The sequence below is a fragment of the Mesorhizobium sp. WSM4815 genome (genome assembly GCF_055811575.1).
This window is the reverse complement of the sequence record NZ_JBVVQS010000073.1, coordinates 28,624-54,445: the sequence shown is the minus strand read 5'-3', so window position 1 is coordinate 54,445 and position 25,822 is coordinate 28,624. Positions and strand designations below refer to the sequence as shown.

The window sequence follows — 25,822 nt, the reverse complement described above, 5'->3', positions numbered from 1 at the left end:
GGTCGCCCCAAAATACAATTTACTTCGTCACGGGACGTCTCTTGTCGCGCAGCAGCGTCCAGCCTCGCATCGTAAACTATCCCTGCCAGCTCCGCACGACCCGTCTTGCCTCATCTGTGCGCGAGTCAGTGCGCCAAACGGAACACGGTGCTGGATCACGCCCGGTCTTCGTCTTTGCGTTACGCGATTAATGCACGTTTCTGTCGTTTGCTATGCATCGTGCTGCCTCGAAATCGCCGACAGTCGCCATCATGACCGATACATCATCACCGTTAGCCGTTTCGCCTGTCGTCTCGCCGCGTGACGAGCGTGTCGGCTTCCTGCTGATTTTCCTGTCGGCGCTGATGTGGAGTTTCGGTGGCGCCATCGCCCGTTTCATCGACGCCGGAGACAGCTGGACGGTGGTGTTCTGGCGCTCGGTCTGGGCCGCCGCCTTCCTCATCTGCTTCATGGTCTGGCGCGACGGCTGGCACGGCACGGTGAGGTTGTTCCGCGGCATGGGCCTGCCCGGCCTTGCCGTGGCGTTCTGCTTCGCCACCGCATCGACCTCATTCGTCGTGGCGCTTGCCTACACCACTGTCGCCAACATCCTTTTGATGCAGGCCGGCGTGCCGCTCCTGGCGGCGCTGTTTGCCTGGGTGCTGTTTCGCGAACGGGTAGCCTTGGCGACCTGGGTGGCGATTGCCGCCGTCATTGCCGGCGTTGCCATCATGGTATCGGAATCGCTCGATGGCGCGGTGTCGCCCATCGGTGACGGCCTGGCGCTGCTTATCGCCGTGATGTTTTCGATCGCCACGGTCATCACGCGACGCTTTGCCCATGTGCGCATGACGCCGGCGACCTGCCTCGGCACGATGATTGCCGCCGCATTCGCGGCGTCGCAGGCATCGCAATTCGGCGTTTCCAGCAGCGACATGGGTTTCCTGTTTGCATTCGGGGTGGTCAATCTCGGTCTCGGCCTTGCCTTCTTCGCCACCGGTGCCCGGCTCGTCCCGGCTGCAGTCGCAGCACTGCTCGGTACTTTCGAGCCGATCCTCGGCCCGATCTGGGTCTGGCTCATCCATTCCGAGGTGCCGTCCGGACGCACCATCCTTGGCGGAACGGTCGTGGTCACGGCGCTGCTCGTCCATATCGGGCTCGAATTCAAGCGTCAGACGCGGCCGGTGCGGCCGGGTGTCACCGGTATGCCGCCGCCTAATTGATGCAGCGCACGCGCCAAAGCGAGATGAGCCATTGACAATGGCGCAGCCGCGCGGGCAGGCTGTCAATACGGCAACAACAAGACAGGCTCATCTTGCCAAGTCTCCCCTCCGGCCCGACCGAGACCGGACAACATCGTCGTATCGCTGCCCGCGCCGTGGCGAGAGCCTTTGACGGCGCCGGAATGCCACCTGGATCACGACATGGAAACGGGGGGCTCGGCCGTTGCGCATCGAACCGCTGTCGTGTTGGCGGTTCGCGCTTGTCGCTTGTCGGAAAGCCCAATAATCTGAAGCAAACGCCCAGCCGCGCAGCCCCGCGACGAGCTGGCGATGGAACACTCATCAAAGGAGAGACGCATGATCCGCAAAGCATTCCGGCTTTCGGCGACCTCGGCATTTCTGGCGCTTTTCACCCTCGGCGCTCATGCCCAGGAGCGCGTCGTCAACGTCTATAACTGGTCGGATTACATCGACAGCTCGATCATCGACGACTTCACCAAGGAAACGGGCATCAAGGTTACCTACGACACCTTCGATTCCAACGAGCTGCTTGAGACGAAACTGCTTGCCGGCGGCAGCGGCTACGACGTTGTCGTACCGACCGCCAATTTCCTCGCACGCCAGATCCAGGCAGGGGTGTTCCAGAAGCTCGACAAGTCGAAGCTGCCCAACATTTCCAACATGTGGGACGTCGTTTCGGAGCGCACGACCAAGTACGATCCCGGCAACGAATATTCGATCAACTACATGTGGGGCACGGTCGGCCTCGGCTATAACGTCAAGAAAGTGCAGGAAGCGCTCGGCACCGACAAGATCGACAGCTGGGACGTGTTCTTCAACCCGGAAAAGCTGGCCAAGCTGAAGGATTGCGGCGTCTATGTCCTCGATTCTCCGAGCGACATCCTGCCGAACGCCTTCAAATATCTGGGCATCGATCCCGAGACCACATCGCCGGACGATTTCGCCAAGGCCGAAGAAGTGATGCTGAAGATCAGGCCTTACATCCGCAAGTTCCACTCGTCGGAATATATCAATGCGCTGGCCAATGGCGACATCTGCCTGGCCGTTGGCTGGTCGGGCGACGTGTTCCAGGCGCGCGACCGTGCGACGGAAGCAAACCAGGGCGTTGAGATCGCCTATTCCGTGCCGAAGGAAGGCGCCGAAATGTGGTTCGACCAGATGGCGATCCCGGCCGACGCGCCGCATGTCGCCGAGGCGCATGAATTCCTGAACTACATAATGAAGCCGGAAGTCATCGCCAAGGCGAGCAATTTCGTCTTCTACGCCAATGGCAACAAGGCGTCGCAGCAGTTCATCGACAAGGAGATACTCGAGGATCCGGCGATCTACCCGGACGAGGCGACGCTGGCGAAACTGTTCACCATCACCCCTTACGATTCCAAGACCCAGCGCGTCGTCACCCGCACCTGGACCAGGATCGTCACCGGGCAGTAAGCGACAATCAGCGACCCCGGCAGGTGCTGCCGGGGTCAAGTCTTCTGGGGATAGAACGCGAGGACGGAGTGGGACATGAAATCGCTTGGCAGCATCCGCAGGGATTTCGCGCCATGGAACGATCCGAACGCCAAGCCGTACATCCAGTTCGACAAGGTCACCAAGAAGTTCGGTGACTTCACCGCCGTCAACAATTTGTCGCTGACCATATTCGAGCGCGAGTTCTTTGCCCTGCTCGGCGCATCCGGCTGCGGAAAGTCGACGCTTCTGCGGATGCTCGCCGGTTTCGAGGAGCCGACCGCCGGCCGCATCCTGCTCGACGGCCAGGATCTGCGCGGCATCCCGCCATACCGGCGGCCGGTCAACATGATGTTCCAGTCCTATGCGCTGTTCCCGCATATGACGGTCGAAAACAACATTGCCTTCGGCCTCAAGCAGGACGGCATGCCGAAGCCCGAGATCGCGGCGCGCGTTGGAGAGATGCTGAAGCTGGTCAAGCTCGAGCAGTTCGCCAAGCGCAAGCCGCACCAATTGTCCGGCGGCCAGCGCCAGCGCGTCGCGCTTGCCCGCTCGGTCGCCAAGCGGCCGAAGGTGCTGCTGCTCGACGAGCCGTTGGGCGCGCTGGACAAGAAGTTGCGCGAGGAAACCCAGTTCGAGCTGATGGATCTGCAGCAGTCACTCGGCCTCACCTTCGTTGTCGTCACCCACGACCAGGAAGAGGCGATGACCATGGCCGACCGCATCGCCATCATCGACAAAGGCGAGGTGATGCAGGTGGCGACGCCGGCGGAAGTCTACGAGGCGCCCGGCTCCCGTTTCGTCGCCGGCTTTGTCGGCAACGTCAATATGTTCGAAGGCAAGATTGCGCATGGCGAGGCGGGTGCGGCAAGCATCGATGCCGGCAACGGCATCACCATCCGCACCGAGCATGCCGGCGATGCCGCAACTGGCGCGGCCGTCGCCTTCGCCATCAGGCCGGAGAAGATCAGGATATCGTCGACGAGACCGGCCGGCGTCGTCAACGCCATCGAGGGCGAGGTCTACGATATCGCCTATCTCGGCGACATGACCGTCTATCACGTCAGGCTGGACGACGGCCAGGTGGTGCGAGCGAGCACGATGAACGCGGCCCGCATCACCGAGGATCCGCTGAGCTGGAACGACCGTGCCTGGGTGTCGTTCCGGCCGGATGCCGGCGTCGTGCTGACGCGATAGGGGCGGCCATGTCGAATGCCGCTGTCACCGCTGCAACAAGCTCTCGAGCCACCGCTGCGGACAAATCCGCCCTGGCCAGGCTGGGAGAGGCCTTCGTTGGCCGTCTTGTCATCCTCATCCCGTATCTATGGCTGGTCTTCTTCTTCCTTGTTCCGTTCGTCATCGTCTTCAAGATCTCGCTGTCGCAGACCGCGATCGCCATACCGCCCTACACGCCGGTGCTCGGCTTCGGCGACGGCCTTGCCGGTTTCTTCGCCCAGCTGAATGAGCTCAGCATCGACAACTACACATGGCTGACGCAGGACGCGCTCTACGTCAACGCCTATGTGACCAGCGTCATCGTCGCCGCCATCTCGACGGTGCTGACATTGCTTGTCGGCTACCCGATCGCCTACGGCATGGCGCGCGCCCCGGCGATGCTGCGCCCGACTTTGCTGATGCTGGTGATCCTGCCGTTCTGGACCTCGTTCCTGATCCGGGTCTACGCCTGGATCGGCATCCTCAAGCCTGAGGGGCTGCTCAACCAGCTGCTGCTCGCCACCGGCGTCATCAGCCAGCCGCTGATCATCCTCAACACCTATACGGCGATCTTCATCGGCATCGTCTATTCCTACCTGCCGTTCATGGTGCTGCCGCTCTATTCGTCGCTGGAAAAGATGGATTATTCGCTGATCGAGGCAGCCAAGGATCTCGGCTGCCCACCGACCAGCGCCTTCTGGAAGATCACCTTTCCGCTGTCGCTGCCCGGCGTCATCGCCGGCTGCCTGCTGGTGTTCATCCCCGCCGTCGGCGAGTTCGTCATTCCCGACCTGCTCGGCGGCTCACAGACGCTGATGATCGGCAAGACGCTGTGGAACGAGTTCTTCGCCAATCGCGACTGGCCGGTGTCTTCGGCCGTCGCCGTCATCCTGCTGTTGCTGCTGATCGTGCCGATCATGCTCTTCCAGCGGGCCCAGGCCCGCGCCCAGGAGCAGGACAGATGAACCCGACCTGGAGCCGCTTCAACATCACTTCGATCGTGCTCGGCTTTGCCTTTCTTTACCTGCCGATCGTCCTGCTCGTCGTCTTCTCTTTCAACGAATCGAAACTGGTCACCGTCTGGGGCGGCTTCTCGACCAAATGGTACGTCTCGCTGTTCCACAACCAGGGCCTCGTGGACGCCACCTGGGTAACGGCCCGTGTCGCCGTCATCTCGGCCACCGTGGCGACCGTGCTCGGCACACTGGCGGCTCTCACCTTGACGCGCTACACGCGCTTCAAGGGCCGGACGCTGTTTTCCGGCATGGTCTTTGCGCCGCTGGTCATGCCGGAAGTCATTACCGGCCTGTCGCTGCTGCTGCTCTTTGTCGCCATCGGTCTCGACCGCGGTTTTGTCACCGTCACGCTTGCCCACATCACCCTGACCATGTGCTTCGTCGCCGTCGTCGTGCAGTCGCGCCTGATCACGTTCGACCGCTCGCTCGAAGAAGCCGCGATGGATCTTGGCGCGCCGCCGGTGAAGACCTTCTTCCAGATCACGCTGCCGGTCATCATGCCGGCGATCGTGTCCGGCTGGATGCTGGCGTTCACACTGTCGCTCGACGATCTGGTCATCGCCAGCTTCACGTCAGGGCCTGGAGCCACCACGCTGCCGATGAAGATCTACAGCCAGGTTCGTCTCGGTGTGACGCCGGAGATCAACGCCGCCTGCACCATCCTGATCGCGGTTGTGGCGGTCGGCGTCATCATCGCCTCGCTCGCCAACAAGCGGCGCGAGGTCCAGCGCCAGCGCGACGAGCAGGCCGCTCAGCGTGGGTGACGAAAGGGGCGGCAGCAGCAAAAGCCGGCAGGAAGCACTTCTGACGACGACCGCAGCAGCTTCGTTGCCTACTCGCCGGATACCCCGCGGCTTATCGGCGAAATGAACGGCGTGCTCCACGTTCCGCCGATGAAGAACGAAGACTGGTTGGGACCTTGGCTATTTGTCTGCGTGGCTGGCTGGTCCGCCTGAATGATGCCGCCGGACAGCGCCAGTCCGCGCCCGGCATAGGAGGCGATACCGGAAAGCCAGATCTTGTACTTCGCCGAATTCGCTTCGGCCTTGTCGATCTTCGCCACACCGTTCGAAATGCTCGCCTTGAGTTCGGCCCCGTCGATCGGCAGCGTTCCGTCGGAGACATCATCGAGCGCGAAGAACCCGCCCTGTTCATTGTGTTTGAGAAACGCCGGCAGGTTGAACCGGCTCAACGCGCCTTGGCCGAATTTCGCCGAAACCGAGCCGTCGGCATTTTCGAAAATGGAATCCCAGGTTCTGCCCGGCCCCTTGAGGATGACCGAAACGGTTCCTGTGCCGATCGGCACCAGTCGCGTCATTCCGGCTGCGGTGCCAAAAGCGCCGCCGTCGATGTCGGAGGCGAGCAGCCTGATCTCGACCTGCGTGCCTTCCGGCTTGCGGTCGAAACGAAGGCTGCTCTGGATGTTGCCGCCAAAGGCCGATGCATCGGAAATATCGAAGACGGCAAGACCGTTCTTGACCTGGGCAGCGGCGGCGACGTCGGCAAGCTGGATGGCGCCTGCGGTGGCCTGCGCTGCCGACAGTCTGAGATCGAGATCGATGCGGTCGGCGACGCTTATGTCGATTTCGCCGGGGCCAGCGCCGTTCGCGGGCGCCAAGGGTGCGAAGGCGGATAGAAACGACCGCAGGTCGAGCGTCTCGAAGGCGAGCGTACCGGCGATCACCGGCCGCGCCTCGCCAAAGGAGAAATCCAGCGCACCCATTCCCGGATTGTCGTCCAGGGCGATCTCGGTGTTTTCGAATTTAATGCGGCCGGAGGTCGCCGTGAGCTTGCTGGAAACGGAAACCGAGCCAATTGCTGCGCCCGGCGCGATGCCGGCCCGCGACCATTCGAGCGCGCGCCTGAGCGAGGGTGCGGCAAATTTTGCCTGGCCGTCGAAATAGGCGTTCTCGGACATGCTGGCCACGCCGTCGAACGAAAAACTGGCAGGGGCCGCCTTGAAGGAAAGCGTCATCGGCGCCGCACCTCCGCCAAACAGCACCAGCGGGTTTGACGATGCGGCATCCACGGCGACGCTTTCGCCGCGCCAGATCCCGGTCGCCGACAGCGTCGCATTGCTGTTCATTGCGGCCCAGTTCGCCTGGCCGCTCAGGCTGCTCAGTATCTCGGCGTCCTTGCCATCGACGGAAGTCACCACGCGGCCGTTCCTGAACTCCACGGTGCCGAACGGATCAGCCGGCAGCTTGCTGAGGTCCGGCTTGGCTGGATTGGCGCTGACAACGGCGCGAGCGACGTCGATGGAACGGGTGATGCGCCCGCCCGAAGGCAGGGCGGGCAGGAAAAATCCATGTGCTGCGCGTTGAACCCTGATCGTCGGCCGGATCAGCCGCGCCGTCGAGAACACCACATTGCCACGCAACGCCGCCATGGCGGAGAGATTGACCTCGACCCGTTCAGCCTCGATCACCGGCGGCGCGTCGGTCTCTGTCCATTGCGAAAGCGTTACGTCGGCCAGGATGGCACGGAAATTCGGCCAGACCTCGATCCGTGGCGCGCCGTCGATGGTGACCCTGAAACCGCTCCACGCACTCATTTCCCAGGCGATGCGGTCGCGCACGATACGGGTCGAGGCGACGAGCGGCAGGGCGGCAACGGCCAGCGCGATGACCAGCACGGCAACGCCGATCGCCCATATTCCGCGCCGGATCAAAGGTGATGGCATGTCGCCCCGTATGCTTCCGTTCCGACAAAAAATCGCCCGACGGGTGTAACCCCAGTCGTTTACCTACGACTTAGGGCTGACGCATTTCAAGTCTTTATGGCCCAGCGATGGCATTTGGGCACATCCGCGTCGCCCGGCCGAACAAAATCTTGCTCTGCTGCGCTGCGATATGCATATGCGATGCCAATGCATGTCGCCAAAATGCGCAACGTTTTTGGATAACGACATGATAATAACAAAAGTCTAAAGCGCGTCGCGTGAATCTCTTCAAGCGTAACGTGCTTTAAGGAGGAACGATCATGGCTGGCGACGCACCGCTCTGGATACCGACCAAAGACCAGATCGACGCGGCGCCGATGACCGCCTTCATGCAGGCCGCGGCGGCCGCAACCGGCAGGTTTTTTCCCTCCTACGGCGATCTTCATCGTTGGTCGATCGACGATCGCGAGGCGTTCTGGAGCCTGGTCTGGGACTTTTGCGGGATCGTTGGCGACAAGGGCGCCAATGGGGGCGCCAGCGGCGGGATCAGTGGCGGCGAGCACGTGCTCGTCGATGGCGAGAAGATGCCCGGCGCCGCCTTCTTTCCCGACGCCAAGCTTAACTTCGCCGAGAACCTGTTGAAAAAAACCGGGCTCGGTGACGCCATCGTCTTTCGCGGCGAGGACAAGGTCGAGCGCCGGCTCTCCTGGAACGAGTTGCATGCCCTGACCTCGCGGCTGCAGCAGCTTTTCCTGTCGTTCGGTGTGAAAAAGGGCGACCGCATCGCTGCCATGATGCCCAACATGCCGGAGACGGTCGCGGCAATGCTGGCGACAGCCTCGATCGGCGCCGTGTGGTCGTCCTGCTCTCCCGATTTCGGCGAACAGGGCGTTCTGGACCGGTTCGGCCAGATCGAGCCTGTCGTCTTCATCGCGCCCGACGGTTACTGGTACAATGGCAAGGCGATCGAGGTTGCCGGCAAGATCGCGGCCGTTGCGGCAAAGCTCGTCACCGTCCGCAAGATCTTGATCGTCGACTATCTCGGCACGTCGACCGATGTGGCGGCGACCGTCGAGAAGGCGACTGCGCTGGACGAGACGCTCTCATCCTTCGCTGCCAAGTCGGTCACCTTCGAACGGTTGCCGTTCGCGCATCCGCTCTACATCCTGTTTTCTTCCGGAACGACCGGCATTCCCAAATGCATTGTCCATTCGGCCGGCGGAACGCTGATCCAGCATGTCAAGGAAGAACGGCTCCACGCCGGCCTGCTCGACGGCGACCGCTTCTTTTATTTCACCACCTGCGGCTGGATGATGTGGAACTGGCTGGTCTCCGGCCTGGCGTCGGGCGCAACCCTTCTGCTTTATGACGGGTCGCCCTTCTACCCCGACGGCAACGTGCTGTTCGACTTCGCCGACGCCGAGAAGATGACCTATTTCGGCACCTCGGCCAAATTCATCGATTCCGTGCGCAAGGCCGGCCTCAGGCCGATCAACACGCACGATCTTTCCAGCGTGCGGACGATCTCCTCCACCGGCTCGCCACTGTCGCCGGAAGATTTCCGCTTCGTCTATGACGGCATCAAGAAAGACGTGCATCTCGCCTCCATCTCCGGCGGCACCGACATCGTCTCCTGCTTCGTGCTCGGCGTACCGACCCAACCGGTATGGATCGGAGAGATCCAGGGACCTGGCCTCGGCCTCGCCGTCGATGTCTGGGACGACGACGGCCAGCCGCTCAGGCAGGAAAAGGGTGAACTCGTCTGTACGAGAGCGTTCCCGGCGATGCCGATCGGCTTCTGGAACGATCCCGAAGGCAAGAAATACCACGCCGCCTATTTCGAGCGCTTCGACAATGTCTGGTGCCACGGTGACTTCGCCGAATGGACCGCCCATGGCGGCCTGATCATCCACGGCCGCTCCGACGCGACGCTCAACCCTGGCGGTGTGCGGATCGGCACGGCGGAAATCTACAATCAGGTCGAGCAGATGCCGGAAATCCTGGAAGCGCTGTGCATCGGCCAGGATTTCGACAATGATGTGCGCGTCGTGCTGTTCGTGCGGCTGGCGGCCGGCGTTGAGCTCGACGCCGAGCTGGAAAAACGCATCCGGGCGAAAATCCGCAGCGGCGCGAGCCCGCGCCACGTGCCGGCTAAAATCGTCGCCGTCGCCGACATTCCACGCACCAAATCGGGCAAGATCACCGAGCTTGCGGTGCGCGACGTGGTGCATGGCCGTGCCGTCAAGAACAAGGAGGCGCTGGCCAATCCCGAAGCGCTCGAGCTGTTCCGCGACCTGCCGCAGCTGGCCGATTAGTTTCTCGAGGTCCAGGACATGAGAACCGTCAGGCGTTCAAACGGAGCCGAGCACGGTTAACGAAATATCTCGCTCGAATTTACCTAGATTTCATGAGTGGTACACATTGGTAAATTTTTCGCGGTGCCGGTAAGGTTTTGTTAAGGGCCGACATCGATAGTCGTGCGTAACTTGAGGGAGAAATCCCGTTCCTCTAAAATCCCCAGAGGATCTGAATTCGCTCAAGCCCCGATGTACAGCAATCATTCAAGGCGTCCTGTTGGACGCCTTTCTTTTGTGTGCCGAGCATGAGCCAAAGTGGACACCGGTTTTGGGAAAATCCGATGCTCAAACAAAGAGATAGAGCGGCGACACGGACGACTGAAGATCCGCTGCCCTAATCCGCCAGCACGCGGGTCGACGGGAAGGCGACTTCGACCAGGGTGCCCTCGCCGGGTGTCGAGTTGATGGTGAACCGGGCCCGGTTCGCCTCGACCATGGCCTTGGTCAGCGGCAGCCCGAGACCGGTGCCGTCGCCGCGCCCGCGCTTAAGCGCGTTGAGCTGCTTGAACGGCTTGAGCGCCTGCTCGATCTCGGACTGGCTCATGCCGATGCCGGTGTCGCGCACGCGCATCACGACGTCGCCGGAGATCTCGTAGGCTGTCGATACGATCACCTGGCCGCCGGCCTGCGTGTAGCGGATGGCATTCGACAGGATGTTCAGCGCGATCTGGCGCACGCTGCGCAGATCGGCCACCACTTCCGGCAGCCGGGAGGCGAAGCTGGAGCGGATGATGACGCGTTCGCGGTTGGCTTGCGGCTGCATCATCGCCACCGTCTCGGCCAGCGTGTCGTTGAGCGACACTGCCTCATAGGCCATCTCCTGCTGGCCGGCCTCGATTTTCGAAATATCGAGCAGATCGTTGACCAGGTCGAGCACATGGTTGCCCGACCGGTTGATGTCGCGCAGATAGTCGCGGTAGCGGTCATTGGCGACCGGTCCGAATTTCTCGTCGACCATCAGCTCGGAGAAGCCGATGATGGCGTTGAGCGGCGTGCGGATTTCGTGGCTGATGCGGGCGAGGAAGTCGGTCTTGTGCGAGGAAGCGCGCTCGGCCACGGCGCGCGCCTGGGTCAGATCCTCTTCGGCCCGCTTCCACTGGGTGATGTCGCGCACCACCGCGCAGAAACCGCTGTCGTTGGGCAGCCTGCCGATGGTCATGAACAGCGGAATGAAGCGCCCCTGCGCCTCGCGTCCGATCACCTCGCGGCCGTCGTTGAGCACGCTCGCCACGCCGGGCTCGGACAATCCGTCGAGATAGTCTCGCGCGGCGCGCTGGCTCTCGATCGCGAACAGCGAGACGAAGGGTTTTCCGGTCACCTCGTCGCTGTCGAAACCGAACAGCGCCTCCGCCGGTCGGCTGATCGAGCGGATCGTTCCGTCTCGGCCGATCAGCACGACGCCGTCGGTCGCGGTGTCGATGATGGTGCGCATCTCGGCAATGCGCGCCTTGAGCTCCGAAGTGTCCGGCTGCGTCTGGTCGACGGCGGCACCTGCTGCCTCGTCGTCGCCGGAACGGCGCACGACCAGCATCAGCGCCTTGCCGCCACGCCATGGCACCGAGCGCAGGATGGCCTCGATCGGGAACTCCTGACCGTCACGCGTCTTCAACCGCAGCGCGTGGTCGGTTCCATCGGAGGCGCTGCCGTCGTAAGGATCGGCAAACAGCGCGTCGAGGCCACCGGCATCCTCCAGCTGGTCGAGCGTGTCATAGCCGGTCAGGCTGAGAAATTCCTCGTTCGCATAGTGAAGATCGTCGCCGGAATGGATCAGCAGCGGCACCGGCAGCTTGCCGAGGATCGAAATGTCCGGAGCCTTGTTGTCGTCCGCGGTCGAAAAAGCCGACGGCACGAACCCTTCGAGCTTGAGCGGCGGCACCGGCAGGCGCGGCCGCTCGACCGTCGCCGGCTCGACGTCGCCGGCATCGCCGATGCCATCGGTTGGCGAACCGGTTTCGCCGTCATCGGGTCGCGCCGAGTCCTCGCTGTCTTCTGCATCGCGGAAATCGGCGGCCGTCATGCTGTCGGCGTCTTCGGCGATCGATCGACTGGCGGCGTCGGTGGGCTCAGCGATCTCCTGCGCCGGTTTGTCCGGCTCGGAGACCGGCGCACCGTCGCCATCGTCGGCGACGTAGTCCCGGTCGGCATAGTCGAGCAGCGAGCCTGAGAGGTCGGACACGGTTGCTTGCGGCTGCTCACCGTCGAGCCTTGCGACATCCTTCTCGTCTTCGACATCGGTTTCGGTCGGTTCCGCCGCAGCCGGCTCTGCCGCAATTGCGGCATCGGGCTGTTCGGTCGGGGGATTGTCCTTCTTGAGCCGCTCGCCGATCTCACGGAATGCACTGCGTTCCAGCGTCGACAGGCCTTTGTCGTTGGCCGGCTGCCTGTGCTCCGCCAACCGGATCACCTTGTCGGCTAAGCGCCGCTCCGGCTGCGGCACGATGGTCAGCGCCGGCACCTCGCCCTGGAAGGGGTCGGTTTCGTCAGGCGTTTTGGCGACTTCCGGCTCGACGGCCATGGGGACGTCGGCATTGGCGACAAGGGCCATGCCGATCGCTTCCGGATCGACCACCGCATCGCCGGTGCGAGCAACGCCGAAACCGCGAAAGCCTTCGAAGGCACGGCTGCGGCCGTAGACGGGCAGCGCCGCCAGGTCGACGGGTATCTTGAAATCGGTGCCGGCGACCGGCCACAGCACCGAGCGGCCGGACCAGGTATCGCGTCGGTCGAGCAGGCCGGCGATGTCGCCGGTCGCATCAAGGTCGAAGGTGGCCGCGACGTCCCTGAAGCGCCGGCCGATCACATCGGCGGCAGGCTTGCCGACGAGTTCCGCGAATTCCGGCGACAGCGCACTGAACCTGCCCTCGGCGTCGGTGCGCCAGACGAAACGCAGGGGCGCCGCCGCGCGGTCGATCGAGGGGATGGCATTTTTGACCGGGGAGGCGGCCCTGACTGTATTTTGTGCGATGCTTTCCGCCGAAGCATCCGCCTCGACAGGACCGGATGCGTCCGGTCCCGGCTTTTGCGCCTCCTCCTCGCTGGCGCTGAAATACCAATGGTCATGCTGTGGAGGTATCCCGCCGGCCGCTTCCGGACCCTGCTCGGTTGAATCAGGCGCAGTTGAATGAGATCCGCTCGAATCGAGCCCAGTGGAATCGGGCCCACTGGAATCGGGAACATCATGCTCCGCCGACAGCGAAGTGTCTTGGTCGGCTGCCGCAACTGTCTGCACTGCCGCAGCCGTTTTCGCGACTGTTGCCGGCGGGTTGTCCTGTTGTGCTTTTGGCGGGACTGCGGCATCGGCCGCCGCCCCTGCGCTGAGCACGCCCGCAGGGGCTGCTTCGGAGTCCAGCTGGTTCTCGTCGATCACCACCAGCAGGTGCCGCTCGTCAGTCAGCCGGGCGAGGCCGGCCGGGTAGGAAGCGGTGCCGCCAGGAACGAGGCGTTTGACGACGCGACCGCTCTCGTTCGCAACATCGGCGACAAGCGCTGTCAGCGTTTCGGGCAGGATGCCGAGTGCCGAAAAACCATCGGAGGCGGCCTCTATGTTGCCGTTGGCATCGACGAAGGCGATGAAATGACCGTCTTCGGTAAAGCCGCTGATGGCCCGAGCGGCAAGCTCGGCGGCGCTGCGCGGGCCGGTCTGCGTCGCCGGCACCGCCAGCATGATGGCGTTTTCGCCGTCAGGCATTGTCACCGCGCTGGCCAGAAAGCCAACCGCGCGGCTGGTCAGCCCGGTTGCCAGCCGCACCGTGATGGCGCGGTCGCGGCCGATCTGTGGAAAACCGCTTGTCGCCATGATCTGGCGCCTGGCGATCGGCGGCAAGCCGGCCGAGGCGCCGATGATCGCCTCGATGTCGGGGTAGCCGAACACCGCTGCCCCTGGTCCGTTGGCCCAGATCACCTGTTCGAGGTCTGCCGACAAAAGGGCGATCGCGTCGCCGGCGGCAAAGCGCTGGCGGACCGCGTCGAGCACGGCGACGTCGAGGAAGGAGTAGTTTTCAGACGGCATGCGCTTTGGGAACCCTTACGAAGCGGGCAGTTTGCAGTTAACGCTTTGTTAATAAAAGCCGACGGTGCGAAGGTCCACAAGCCATAGCGTGCAACCGCCGGAATCTCTGGGCGCGTGGTTAACGCTGGAGAGAAAATTTATGGTGCGCTGCAACAAAGATATTGCAATGCACAAGATTTGCCTTTATATTGCCATCATACATGAACGAGACGGCTTTCCTATCGAAGCCGCTGCCACTGCAAAGGATGGAAAATTGTCCAGGACCAAGACCGCTGACACTATCGAAAACGTTGAATTCCCGAGCTTCGACGCTTCCAAGGCCACCGACCAGATCCGTGCTTTCGCCGAAAAGGGCGTCGAGCAGTCGAAAGAGGCCTATGCCAAGCTGAAGACCGGCGCCGAAGAGACCCAGAAGGCCCTTGAGTCCACCTTTGAGACCGCCAAGACCGTTTCCAACGACCTGTCGCTCAAGACCATTGCCGCTCTGCGCGCCAATACTGAAGCCGGCTTGTCGCATTTCGAAGCTCTGATCGGCGCCAAGTCGCTGTCGGAAGTCGTCGAACTGCAGACCGCATTCCTTCGCAAGCAGGTCGAGATGACTGTCGAGCAGGCAAAGGATTTCCAGACCGTCGCCTCCAAGGCGGCCGAGGACGTCTCCAAGCCGATCAAGACCGCCTTCGAGAAGGCGATGAAGGAAGTTAAGATCGCCTAATATTTGCGCATAATTCGAAGATGCAACAAAAGGTCGCATTTCTTCGAACAGGATTATGTGAGATATAGTGGTCCAAGCGAATACCCGGCGAGTGGAACCTCCTCCCTCTGCTCTCCGGGATGACCAGCCAGCACCTCCTCCCGCTGGCTCGGAACAGGAAAAGGCCGGCACCTCCTCCCGCCGGCCTTTTTCTTTGCCCGGCGAATATGATGTCGGTGCCGGAGTACCTTTGCCTACAGCGCCGGGCGCCTTCCTGGACGCGCGCAAAGCACGCTGCGGAATCCTGGGATTTTGCGCATGATCCCCAGCGAAATCGATTCTGATTTTCCGGGCCATGCGCGGCCAAAAGCCTTGAATTAAACTCCGATAGCCCGTATGGACGCATCGCCGAACGACAGAGCGGGTCTCGGAGGATGAACCTTCCATCCCGCTAAGGCGAACGTGCCGTTGTAGCTCAGATGGTTAGAGCGCCGGATTGTGGATCCGGAGGTCGCTGGTTCGATCCCAGCCAACGGTACCATTGGTGCACGGTCGCCTTCTTCGGTTGCGGTCGCTTCTCTTGGCTACAGATGTCCGTTCTTACGGAGGGACCGGTCGGTGCCCCGCTTGGTTCGGATTCCTGATGCATGTTGCGCAAAAGCATGCCCTCGGGCCTGACCCGGGCCTGACCCGAGGTGCGCAGCGTAAAGCGCGTCGCATGAATTCCTTCAAACGCGACGCGCTTTAGCCTTTGTCGAGCTTCCGAGTAACGGCGATGTGGATGCGAGATTTAGTTACCCACCATCTCAGGCGACGCGTGCGGCGAAGATGTCCTTCTTCACCACCGCATGCACCCCCCAGTTTCCATCGACGACCTGGGTGATGCCGAAGTCTACTCCGATCGACATCAGGGAAATCGCCTCGTCCTCTGTCAGTCCTTTGGTTGTCATGAGGAAGTGGCGCATCTTCCGGAACGCATCGCGCAGCGCTCTGTCGACAGACGACTTCGAATAGATGTCGCTCTGAGCGCTCGGTCCCAGTTCCTCAAGATAGTTGGCGTAGGAAAACCCATGCACCAGCCAGTCCGTTTGCGTCTCGAGCATGGGGTAGTTGAGCTCCTCGAGTGGCGTGCCGGCAAGGTCCGCTTTCTTGTGCAAGATGAGTTGGAACGTGCCGGTGAGCGAGCATTCGATCGCCGTGCCGCATAATTCGCTGTCGCCTTGGCTGGCATGGGGATCACCGACCGAGAGCAGCGCGCCGTCGACGGAGACCGGATAATACATCGTGGCGCCCTTGCCGATGCGCCAGTTATCGATGTTGCCGCCGGTGTAGCTGGGCGGGATGGTGTCTACGACGTCCGCTTCTTTCGGTGCCAGTCCGATCGTGCCGAAATGCGGGCGAATGGGCAGTCTCACGCCCTTCAGCACATCGTAGTTTCGTTTGGTCAGGCTGTGGTCGACCGGAACCCCGGGATAGTCGATCGTGTCATGCCTGACGCCGAACGGGTCAGTCTGCGGCACCCATTGGAAATTGTAGACCGCTTCGGCCCAGCTTTTGCCGCCGGCAACGTCGACCTCGTAGATGGTGACGACCTCGCGCTTGGTGCCGCCAAGGAGATCATTGTAGTGGAAGCCCCAATTGGCCGCCGCGTTGGAGCCATATGATTTGCCGCTGAACTTGGGATTGCCAGAGGGACGCGGCCCGCAATCGAGAATCCGCACCTCTAATATGTCGCCCGGCTCCGCGTTGCGGACATAGACCGGGCCGGTCATGATGTGCACGCCCTGCCCCTCACCAGAGCCTTTCTTGTACTTGGCCGGGTCGGTAGGGCCGGCACCGCGGCGATCGACGCCCTTCTTCTCTTTCGTCCAGAGATAGACGCTCTCTGCACCCTCGTCGCCGTCGACCATGCGCTCCAAGTCATCGCCCGCATGGTGGGTGAGCGACTCGATCGTGACGATGTCGCCGGAATTGACCTCGATGCGCGGCTTCAGCGATTTGCTGAAGTAGCCCCAATGCACGGTCTCGGCGTTGGCCGGCAAATAATGATAAGCGCGTTGTGCAGGCAGCTTCGATGACGTGGCCCGCGCCAGTGCGGGTGTGACCAGCGAGATGCCACCGGCGCCCAGCGTGGCCAGACCGCTGGCCGCGAACAGGCCCCCCTTCAGAAAGCCGCGTCGCTCGGCATTTAGATCTTGCTTCAATTTGTTGTAGTGAAGCTCGAAATGCGGACAGCTGATATCATCGCCTTTGCACATGAACAGTCCCCTTGTTTTTGTTGGAAGGAATGTGCGCGATTTTATGCACCACGCGCGCCGTCGGCAATCCAGCCAGCCGGCCGCGAAATCAATGCATCGCGCTGTTTCCTAAAAAAATTCAAGTCAGTTCAATGGCTTATGCTCACGCCGGCGAAATCAGCGAGCTTGAGCTCCGTCTGGTGACAGGGTAAAGTCAAGAGATTGTTCGCATGCGCACAAAGACTGTGGCGGGCGCCGCGCTAAAGTGAATCTCGGCGGGCGGGTCTCCTGATGGACGTAACGCGCCCCGGAAAGGTCTCTTATGGTTGCGGCTCTGCGATCGATCGACCACCTGCCTCTCGAACACCGCGATAAGGCGTGGCTCGACTGGATTGAGGAGCTTTCGCTTTCCGCGACTGTCGACGACCAGCCGATCCCGAGAGGCACCATGCACCTGCGGGCAGCGAACGCCACCACGCGCCTCGCCGACGTCTCTGGCACACCCCAGCGCATCGTGCCGATGCGTCGGGACCACGGGATTCTATTCGCTCTCATCGTTGCTGGGCGCGGGCGTCTTGTCGCCCCGCACCAGGCGTTCGATCTTGCTGACGGCGACATGATGGTGCTGGGCACGGCCGACGACTGGTCTTTGACCTTTCGCAGTGACTTCCGCGCGTTCATACTTCAGGCGGCCGCCGGTCCGCTGGAAGCACGGCTGGGCCGCAGCGGCATCCGCTTGCCGAAGGTGCTAGGCAGCACCGTCGTCGCTGCGGTTGCGAAATCCGGATTGCGAACGCTGGGCTCCAATCTCGAGACTTCCGGTGCGGCCGATCTGACAGCCGCCGAAGTGGCTTTGACGGAACTCGTGGCAAGCGCCCTGCTTGGCGAGGTGCGTGAGCCCGCTGGCAGCCTGACCGGGGTGCAAACGGCGCATTTCAGGCGCGTCGCGGCGACGATTGACGCCCGGCTGTCGGACCCGGATCTTGCCTTGGCCCTGATCGCGAGACTGGAAGGGCTTTCCGTACGCTACGCGCAAAAACTGTTCGAGGGGCGCGGCGAAAGCTTCTCCGAATATGTGCGCCAGCAGCGCCTCGAACATTGCCGCATCGACCTGGCGGATCCCAACCATGCACATGAAAGCGTGGCCGCGATCGGACAGCGCTGGGGCTTTCGCGATCAATCGCATTTCAGCCGCACTTTCGGCGCGACGTTTGGAATGAGTCCCAGGCAGGTGAGGCGCGCTAGGTCGCAGACGGAGGAGGCTTATCGGCTGCGCGGCAAACCGGACGGCCGCAAGTCGGCGGCGGCGCGGCCGGCCCCGATGCTGCAGGCCGCTATGGATCGCCCGCCAACGGCAAGAGCGCGCGAACGCAGGGACCATTGGCATTTGCCAGCAACAGCGGAGACCGTGCATTGGGGCTTTTTCAGCCGCTCGCTGCCGCCGGTGTTGCGCGTCGATTCGGGCGACTCAGTCACCGTTGAGACACTCACTCAGCACGCGGGCGACGACTGGCAGCGGATGGTGGCGGGTGACAGCGGGGCTGAAAGCGTGTTCGATTGGTCACCCGAATACAAGCGCGTCGACCGTCGCGGGGCCGGTCCGGCAAACGCTTCCATCTTCGGGCGCGGCGCTGGCGAGGGGTTCGGCGTTCACATCATGACTGGCCCGATCTATGTGCGCGGCGCCGAGCCCGGCGACGTGCTCGAGATCGAGTTCGTCGAAATTCGGCCACGGCCGAGCGCTGCCTTTCCCGGCAAGGCCTTCGCATCGAACGTATCGGCGTGGTGGGGGTATCAGTATCACGACCTTCTGGACCGGGATGCCAAACGCGAAACGGTGACTATCTTCGAGATCGACATGCGGTGCCCGGCCGCAGCGCGGCCGCTGTACAGCTACGAATGGCAGCCGCAGACCGACCCCTTCGGCGTTGTCCACGCGACGATCGACTATCCTGGCATACCCGTCGACCACAGCAAGGTTTCGCATCGCGACTTGAGTGGTAGCGGCGTGCGCATACCGGCGCGCCTACATTTCGGGTGCATCGCGGTGGCTCCGCGCGAGGCCGACCTGGTCGATTCCATCCCGCCGGGCTATTTCGGCGGCAATATCGACAATTGGAGGATCGGAGCCGGCGCGAAGCTTTATTTGCCCGTTGCGGTTCAGGGCGCACTGCTCTCGCTCGGCGATGGACATTTCGCGCAGGCGGACGGCGAGATCAATGGCACGGGTCTTGAGTGTTCGCTGACCGGCGACATCATCATCAAGTTGCATAAGGCGGGCGAAGGGTGCCCGGCTTTCCTGCGCGGTCTCAACTCGCCGCTCATCGAAACCGAGCACAGCTGGGTGATACAGAGTTTTAGCCATCCCAACTACCTCAGGGACCTCGGCAGCAACGCGCAGTCGGACGTCTACAAGACATCCACCATCGAGTTGGCGCTGCGCAACGCCTTCCGCCAGACGCGCCGATTCATCATGCAGACATACGATCTCACGGAGGACGAGGTGTTGAGCATCATGTCGCTTGCCGCCGACTTCGGCATTACGCAAGCCGCCGACGGAAATTTCGGCGTGCACGCCACGATCACCAAGGCCGTGTTCGGCGAGCGACAGCACAGCCAGCGTACCGCTCGCCCCTGACCACCCATGATCAGAGATCACGCAGCGGTTTCATTGATGGCGTGTGCCCTCACAACTCCGTAGCGTGCTCTTTTTGTGCCACCTCGAGCGCCTGGCTTAGAGGCACCGCCTTGGAGAATAGGAAGCCCTGAGCAGTTCTGCAGCCGAGCTTGTACAGAATTTGCCGGTCCGCCTCTGTTTCGACGCCCTCGGCCATGACATCGATCCCGAGCGCCCGACCAAGATCGATCACCGTTTTGACAAGCAGCCGGTCCTCCCGAGACTTGGCCAAGCCGCGGATGAAGCCCTGATCTATTTTCACCTTGCGTATCCGGCTGTCCTTGAGCGACGCCAACGTGGAAAAGCCGGTACCGAAGTCATCGAGCGCGATGGAAATGCCGGCATGTGAAAGCCGTCCGAGCTTTTCATCCAGTCTTTCCGGGTCCACTGGAGATTCTTCGGTAATCTCGATTTCGAACATCGTTGTCGGGAGGTCTTTGGCCGCCAGACCATTCAGAACCATGTCGTCGATATCGCCGGCTTCCAATTCGCGCGGCGAAACATTCATTGCCACACGAACATCTCGACGGTCAGCTTTCACCAAGCCGTCGATAAGAGCACAACAGTCGGAGAATACTGTTTGCGTTAACAGTTGAAGCATTCCGGTTTCGCGTGCGGCTGTCATGATTTCGGGTGGAGAGATGGAACCATGGATCGGATGGGACCATCTTAGCAAGGCTTCAAAACCGATCACGACTTCGGTGTCGAGTCTCACGATGGGCTGGAACCAAGGTGCCACCCTTCTCGCCTCTATCGCCGAATGAAGGTCGCGTTCGATGGACTGGCGACGTTGCAATTCCCTGTCGAGTTCGGCATCGAACAGGCGAAATTCGTTCCTGCCACGACGCTTGGCCGTGTAGAGGGCGACATCCGCCCGCAGCAACATTTCCGTCAGCCCCGGCCTTTCAGCCAGGTATATTCCGATCGATGCACCGATCCGGACGGACGCGACCTCACGATAGGGGCTGGCGACTTTGGCTATGATATTGGATGCGAGGGTACTGGGAGAAAGCGAACTCCTGAGTGAGGGAAAAAACAGCACGAACTCATCGCCGCCGATACGGGCGAGCGTTGAGCCTGCCGGCGCTGCCTGCTCTATGCGGCGGGCGATCATGATGAGCAGTTCATCACCGGTCCTGTGACCGTAGGTATCGTTGACAGATTTGAAGCCGTCCAGATCAATCAGCATTGCAACGAACGGGCCGTCCGTATTCTCGAACTGATTGATCGCGTGTTCGAGGCCCCGTCTGTTGAGAAGGGCCGTCAGGTGGTCCTCCCTGGAATTGCGCTCCATTTCCGCCGCAAGCCGCTCCGCCTCATGTCTCAGGCGGCTTGCTTCGCGGAAGCGGGCTTGCCCTACAAACGAGCCTCGAACCAAGCCGCCCACGAAGAGCAGAACGGCAAAGGCCAGAATGTAATCTTCAAAGTTGCCTTTCGCCAACAGGCAACCCATCGCGATCACAAGCGGCGGCGTGATGAAGTTGATCGCGGCCGCGGCATATGAACTGCCGTATGTAACCGCACCAGCTGAGATGCCCGCCAGAATAATCAGATGCAGCGGCGCTTGCGGCGTTGTGTAGCCAACGGTAAGGACGGCAAGAAAGGACCAGGCAAACCCTGACAGAAGAGCAAGGATGCCAAACCAGCGAAGCCGCTGCGAAATCCCTGTCAGATCGTCCTGATCCCCCGTCTCGTTTAGCTGATAACGGGCGAGTCCGAGGCGGGCGGCATTTATGGCATTGACAACCAGGAACCAGATTGCGGCGGCAAAGCCCCCGCCAGAAAAGGCCTGCACCGTCAAAATCAGGCCTGATAGCATAGTGCTTATCGGCATCGATACGAAGAGACCGGCCTTCAGATCAGCAAGCTGATCTCTGAGGATTCTGGCCTCCAGCGCGTTTTCTTTCTTTAGGGTCATAGACCAGTCGGTTCGCTTCCCATGCCGATTCGCAACGTAAGCTTATGCAAGCCCACTGAAGGACGGGTTAACTACTCGTTGTATCAGCCTTCTGCGAGGCCTTTGTATGAATCCTCCTCATTTGTGCGGTGATAGAGAACATGGATCGGCAGCATCCTGACGCTCGGGAATAACCTAAGGCGCGTCGCATGCATCCGTTCAAACGCGACGTGCTTGCTGCCTACCTGTCAGCCGCAATCGTCGCCTGCAGCCATTGCGTGATGGCGTCGAAAGCGATCGGTCTGGTCGTGTCGACGTCAAGCAGCGGTCCGCGCCCCAGCGGCTTGGCGCGCTTGGCCAGTTCGATCAGTTCGGGGATGTAGGCCGCGCCGGGATGGCCGGCGGGACGCTGGTCGAGCCGTGCGCGATAGCGCTCGGCAAGAACCTCGCCAGGCGCATGGCACCAGATCTCGGCGGTCTGCTCGACGCCGGCACTGCGCAGGTGATCCTCGAGCACCTGGCGCGGTTGGAAGCCGAACCAGGCGTCGATGACAAATATGGCGCCCGCCGGGGCCTCGCCGACGACCGACCAGATGGCCTGGTAACTGGCGCGGCCGAGTATGCGGTTGAATTCGCGATCGCCGCCGCCGAGCACTTCGAGGAACGGGTTCTTGATCGTATCGAGTGCCAGCAATGGCCAACCCATGTGCGCGGCGATGCCGCGCGAGACCGTGCTTTTGCCGCTGGCGGGGATGCCGTTGACGAGCACGGCGCGCCGGCTGGGCACGGCGCGCCTGGTGCGATCGAGCCGGGCGGTCGGCAAGGATACTGGCGAGGCTTGTGCAACTGCTGATTGTGCAACTGCTGATTGTGCAACTGCCGATTGCGCGACGAGCGCTTGCAGACCGGCGCCGATAACCCCGGCGTCGTCACCCAGCCGCGCCGCTTCCACCGGGCATTGGTACCAGGGCGCCAGAGCAGGAGCCCTGGCAAGCGCCCGATGGGCCGCCAGGCCAAGTCCGCCGCCGAGCAGCACCAGGTCGGGGTCGAACATGGCCACGGTCGTGTCGATTGCCGCACGCAGCGGCCCGGCCCAGGCTTCCAGTATACCGCGCGCCAAGGGATCGCCGCCCGCGTCCCGGGCAAAAAGCTGATCGACCGAAACGTCCGGACCGAGGCCTGCCCGCGCGATGTGACGGCCAAGTGCGGTGCCTGAGCTTGTGGTTTCAACGCAGCCGCGCCGGCCGCAGACGCACGCTTCGCCTGATATGTCGACGGTGATATGGCCGAGCTGCCCCGCCGTCCCCTTGCCGCGGACGATACGCCGGTCCTGGACCACGGCACCGCCAATGCCGGTCCCGATCGTGAACATGACGATGCTTTCATGGCCTCTGGCAGCGCCGAGGGCCATTTCCGCGACCAGTGCCATGTTGCAGTCATTGTCGATCACCACGGGCTTGCCCGCCAGGCTTTCCAGTCGTTGCGCAGGGGAGACCGAGGCGAGGTTGACATAACCCCCTGACAAGACCGCGCCAAGCCGCGCATCGACGCGGCCGGGGACGCCGATGCCGATGGCCGCAACTTCGGGACAATCGAGCCGGCGTACCATTTCGGCGATCCGGGAGAGCACGAGCTCGGGGTCCGGCGCGCTTTTCTCGGAAATGCGCTCGAGGATTTCGCCCGTGCCGGAAACACGGGCAGCGCGCAGATTGGTGCCGCCGATATCGATTCCTATGGCCATCGAACCAGAGCCTGTTCCATTTCGACTAAATCGAAATGGGGCTCTATCTCTTTGTTTGACCATGATCTTCTCCGAAAACCGGTCCCCACTGTTCGGGGTCATGGTCAGAGGCATGACGTCCCGTGCGTGCCTGGTGTGAACGTCGGATAACTACAGCGCCGCGCATCCTGGTGCGCACAGGACGCTATAGTACTTTGATTTGCGCATGATCCTTTTCGAAGATCGACTACGATTTTGCATCGCGGACCTTCGGTTCGGGGTCATCGTGCTAAGCGGCTTTCTGCCGGTAATTTCCGATCACCGCCTGAAGCTCGCGCAATCTCGACACCGCAATAGTCCTGAGCCTTTCCCGCTGAATGTCACGGTCGAGCGAGATGCAGTCCTTCCACAGCGACCGGCCGGCGATGACGCCCGACGCGCCGTTCCGCATCGCGATCTCGACCTGGCCGAGGAAGGTTGCGTGGTTGACGCCGGCGGAGAGGACCGCCCAGGGCACCTCGCCAGCCATGCTGCTGATCCTGGCGCAGGCTTCCGGCGTTCCGGGATAAGGAAGCTTGAGCACCTTTGCCCCGCATTCCAGCGAAATACGGGTGCCCTCTTCGACGAGCCAGGGGATCTTGGCCGTATACTCTTCAAGGCTTTCCGCTTCGAGCTGATAGGTCAGGAACTCGACGACGAGCAGGAGGTCCTCTTGCGCGAAATCGGCGATGCATTGGCGCAGAATGGCGACATTATGCTCGTTCGCCTCAGGCCTGTCGGGCCTGAGATAGACCATGATCTTGCCGCCGGTGCCGCCGAGCTCGCGCACGCGGCGCGCGCCGATGCCGGGAACGAGACGCGACAGGCGGTAGCCGGCAGGCGAGACGTCGAAGCCCGAAGCGTCGAGGCCGATGAGCAGAGCCGTATCGCGGCTCAGCACCCCGTCATCGACAACCCGCGGCACCGCGCAGAGCGGGTCGAGCAGCACGCAGGATGCCTGGCTGGCGAGGTATCGCGTGATGTCCGACTTGGTGTCGCCCAGCATGTCGTTGGTGATCTTGGCCTGTTCTTCAGGGTCCGACGCAAGCAAGCTTCGCATGCCGCCGCGCTGGTCACAGGCGATGGCCATCATCGCCCCGTCCTTGCCGCATATCTGCTGGTAGCCGCGCAACTCTGCGGTCGTCATCTTTGTCATGGGTCTTCTGTCCGATGTTGGCGCCCATTCACCGGGGCGCAGATCAGTGGAAACAAGAAAGGTTCAGTTTTACCTGCCTCCCGACAGGAGGTTTTGCCGCTTTGCTGCGCTATCGGACCGAGAAATTCGGCCTTGGCCCGCAATCTGCCGTGGAAACCAGCCCACGTTGCGAGTCAGCCGGATTTGCGCGATAACTCCCATCGGTCGATGGGTCTGTAACACATTGCTGAAAGGAATTGCAAGCTGTCTGCACCTCCCGCACAAGATGCAGCCGCATCGCGGACGATGCTGCATACGGTCGCCAAACTGCACTATGAGGCGGACATGTCGCAGGTCGATATCGCGCGGCGGCTTGGCGTCTCCACCGCGACCATATCGCGCCTCCTGCAGCGGGCGAGAGCGGAGGGCATCGTGCGGATCGAGGTTCTCGATCTTGCAACCCCCGAAGGCATCACCACGCAACTGGTCGAGGCACTCGGGCTGCGTGACGCGGCGGTCATCGAAACGCCGTCAGCCGGTGCGCTGGCGGCGCTCGCTGCGCTCGCTGCGCCGCTCGGCGCCTTGCTCAAGCAAGCGGGACTGACGGCCGGCTCGGTCGTCGCCATCGGCTGGGGGCGAGCCATTCGCGAGGTGATCCAGGCAGGCCTGCCGCGCATTCCCGGCGTTCTTACCGTCGCTGCCACCGGCGGCATGCAGCAGCAGGCGGCGCATTTTCAGATCAACGAGTTTGTGCGGCTGGCCGCAGAAGAGCTGGGCGGGACGCCGCATTTCATCCATGCGCCCTATCTGCCGTCGTCCGAATTGCGTGAGGTCTTCCTCGGCGATGCGGCCATCCGCGACAGCGTCGCGCTTTGGGACCGGACCGACGTTGCGATCGTCGGCATCGGCCTGCCCCATGCCATCAATCCGCCCGAAGCGAGCGCGGCCACGCTGAGCGAACAGGTCCTGTTTCATGCGGCGGGAGACGTCATCCGCCACTACTTCGACGCCGAAGGCACGCTCATCCCGTGGGAGGGGGAGGGCCGGATGATCGCAATGTCGCCGGCCCAGCTTCGAGCCGTCCCGCTGGTGATCGGCGTTGCCGCCTCGCCGGAGAAGGCGAAGGCGATCATAGGTGCCGTCCGCGCCAGGCTTATCAATGCTCTGGTGACGGACACGAAGACGGCCCAGGCCATTCTCGAGGCTCTCTTGCCCCGATAATGCTGGGCACGCCGATACGTGACATCGGCACAGCTGATCGATTCCAGACCGATCGACACCAAACCCGCAGCCGCGAAATCATCAGTTGTGTCGTCAAGGCGTTGGGGCAATAGTCTGCGTGGAGGGGCTCTGCGGAGCAGACAGTTGGTGTCCGGTTTGAATGCATTTCGATCCCGGAAATGTTGCAATTTCTTTCAGCAAAGTGTTACAATATTGCGGCTAGGCAAGCGTGCGCGCCGAACGGCGCAGTTTCCTGCACCTTGCGGAGGCT

The 25,822-nt window shown here is 62.2% G+C and carries 15 protein-coding genes and 1 tRNA gene; 10 read left to right on the top strand and 6 right to left on the bottom strand.

Annotation, left to right across the window (positions count from 1 at the left end):
- The first annotated feature begins 251 nt into the window (after positions 1 to 251).
- From AC0L2B_RS03275 to AC0L2B_RS03255, 5 genes are all read left to right on the top strand, one after another.
- On the top strand, positions 252 to 1,202 hold the full coding sequence (locus AC0L2B_RS03275; protein WP_473744152.1) for a DMT family transporter: 951 nt from the start codon (positions 252 to 254) through the stop codon (positions 1,200 to 1,202).
- A gap of 357 nt (positions 1,203 to 1,559) precedes the next feature.
- Positions 1,560 to 2,657 carry a polyamine ABC transporter substrate-binding protein gene (locus AC0L2B_RS03270; protein WP_473744151.1) on the top strand — a complete coding sequence of 366 codons (1,098 nt, stop codon included), beginning with the start codon at positions 1,560 to 1,562 and terminating at the stop codon, positions 2,655 to 2,657.
- 75 nt (positions 2,658 to 2,732) lie between these two features.
- Complete coding sequence (locus AC0L2B_RS03265) at positions 2,733 to 3,872, top strand: ABC transporter ATP-binding protein (RefSeq protein WP_473744149.1); 1,140 nt, start codon at positions 2,733 to 2,735, stop codon at positions 3,870 to 3,872.
- An 8-nt stretch (positions 3,873 to 3,880) separates the two neighbouring features.
- Positions 3,881 to 4,855 (top strand): ABC transporter permease subunit, encoded by a 975-nt coding sequence (locus AC0L2B_RS03260; protein WP_473511429.1) that lies wholly within the window; start codon positions 3,881 to 3,883, stop codon positions 4,853 to 4,855.
- The gene (locus tag AC0L2B_RS03255; protein WP_473744148.1) at positions 4,852 to 5,670 is read left to right on the top strand and encodes an ABC transporter permease; all 819 of its coding nucleotides are present in this window, start codon (positions 4,852 to 4,854) and stop codon (positions 5,668 to 5,670) included. Before AC0L2B_RS03260 ends, AC0L2B_RS03255 begins: the two co-directional genes overlap by 4 nt.
- 68 nt (positions 5,671 to 5,738) lie before the next feature.
- On the opposite strand, the gene AC0L2B_RS03250 is transcribed toward AC0L2B_RS03255, so the two are convergent.
- Entirely contained in the window at positions 5,739 to 7,589 is a 1,851-nt protein-coding gene (locus AC0L2B_RS03250) for an AsmA family protein (protein WP_473744147.1), read from the bottom strand.
- A gap of 299 nt (positions 7,590 to 7,888) precedes the next feature.
- Here AC0L2B_RS03250 and AC0L2B_RS03245 point away from each other — a divergent pair, with 299 nt between their 5' ends.
- Positions 7,889 to 9,883, top strand: coding sequence for an acetoacetate--CoA ligase (locus tag AC0L2B_RS03245; RefSeq protein WP_473744146.1), 1,995 nt, complete (start codon positions 7,889 to 7,891; stop codon positions 9,881 to 9,883).
- A gap of 376 nt (positions 9,884 to 10,259) precedes the next feature.
- On the opposite strand, the gene AC0L2B_RS03240 is transcribed toward AC0L2B_RS03245, so the two are convergent.
- Positions 10,260 to 13,934, bottom strand: coding sequence for a PAS domain S-box protein (locus AC0L2B_RS03240; protein ID WP_473744145.1), 3,675 nt, complete (start codon positions 13,932 to 13,934; stop codon positions 10,260 to 10,262).
- Between the two features lie 253 nt (positions 13,935 to 14,187).
- Here AC0L2B_RS03240 and AC0L2B_RS03235 point away from each other — a divergent pair, with 253 nt between their 5' ends.
- A complete protein-coding gene (locus AC0L2B_RS03235; protein ID WP_128166139.1) occupies positions 14,188 to 14,646 on the top strand; it encodes a phasin in 459 nt (152 codons plus the stop codon).
- A 443-nt stretch (positions 14,647 to 15,089) separates the two neighbouring features.
- Positions 15,090 to 15,166 (top strand) — tRNA-His (locus AC0L2B_RS03230).
- A 265-nt stretch (positions 15,167 to 15,431) separates the two neighbouring features.
- Here the strand turns inward: AC0L2B_RS03230 and AC0L2B_RS03225 are convergent.
- Positions 15,432 to 16,883 carry an acetamidase/formamidase family protein gene (locus AC0L2B_RS03225; RefSeq protein WP_473744143.1) on the bottom strand — a complete coding sequence of 484 codons (1,452 nt, stop codon included), beginning with the start codon at positions 16,881 to 16,883 and terminating at the stop codon, positions 15,432 to 15,434.
- A gap of 301 nt (positions 16,884 to 17,184) precedes the next feature.
- Here AC0L2B_RS03225 and AC0L2B_RS03220 point away from each other — a divergent pair, with 301 nt between their 5' ends.
- Positions 17,185 to 19,500, top strand: coding sequence for an acetamidase/formamidase family protein (locus AC0L2B_RS03220; RefSeq protein WP_473744142.1), 2,316 nt, complete (start codon positions 17,185 to 17,187; stop codon positions 19,498 to 19,500).
- 49 nt (positions 19,501 to 19,549) lie between these two features.
- Here AC0L2B_RS03220 and AC0L2B_RS03215 read toward each other — a convergent pair whose 3' ends face one another.
- The 3 genes from AC0L2B_RS03215 to AC0L2B_RS03205 all read right to left on the bottom strand — a co-directional run bounded on the left by AC0L2B_RS03215 (position 19,550) and on the right by AC0L2B_RS03205 (position 24,351).
- On the bottom strand, positions 19,550 to 21,457 hold the full coding sequence (locus AC0L2B_RS03215) for a putative bifunctional diguanylate cyclase/phosphodiesterase (protein ID WP_473744141.1): 1,908 nt from the start codon (positions 21,455 to 21,457) through the stop codon (positions 19,550 to 19,552).
- A 220-nt stretch (positions 21,458 to 21,677) separates the two neighbouring features.
- Positions 21,678 to 23,177, bottom strand: coding sequence for an ROK family protein (locus AC0L2B_RS03210; protein ID WP_473744140.1), 1,500 nt, complete (start codon positions 23,175 to 23,177; stop codon positions 21,678 to 21,680).
- A gap of 268 nt (positions 23,178 to 23,445) precedes the next feature.
- Positions 23,446 to 24,351, bottom strand: a complete 906-nt coding sequence (locus tag AC0L2B_RS03205) for a tagatose-bisphosphate aldolase (RefSeq protein ID WP_091595244.1) — start codon at positions 24,349 to 24,351, stop codon at positions 23,446 to 23,448.
- A 285-nt stretch (positions 24,352 to 24,636) separates the two neighbouring features.
- Between AC0L2B_RS03205 and AC0L2B_RS03200 the strand changes: the two genes are divergently transcribed.
- A complete protein-coding gene (locus AC0L2B_RS03200) occupies positions 24,637 to 25,551 on the top strand; it encodes a sugar-binding transcriptional regulator (RefSeq protein ID WP_473744139.1) in 915 nt (304 codons plus the stop codon).
- The last annotated feature ends 271 nt before the right edge of the window (positions 25,552 to 25,822 follow it).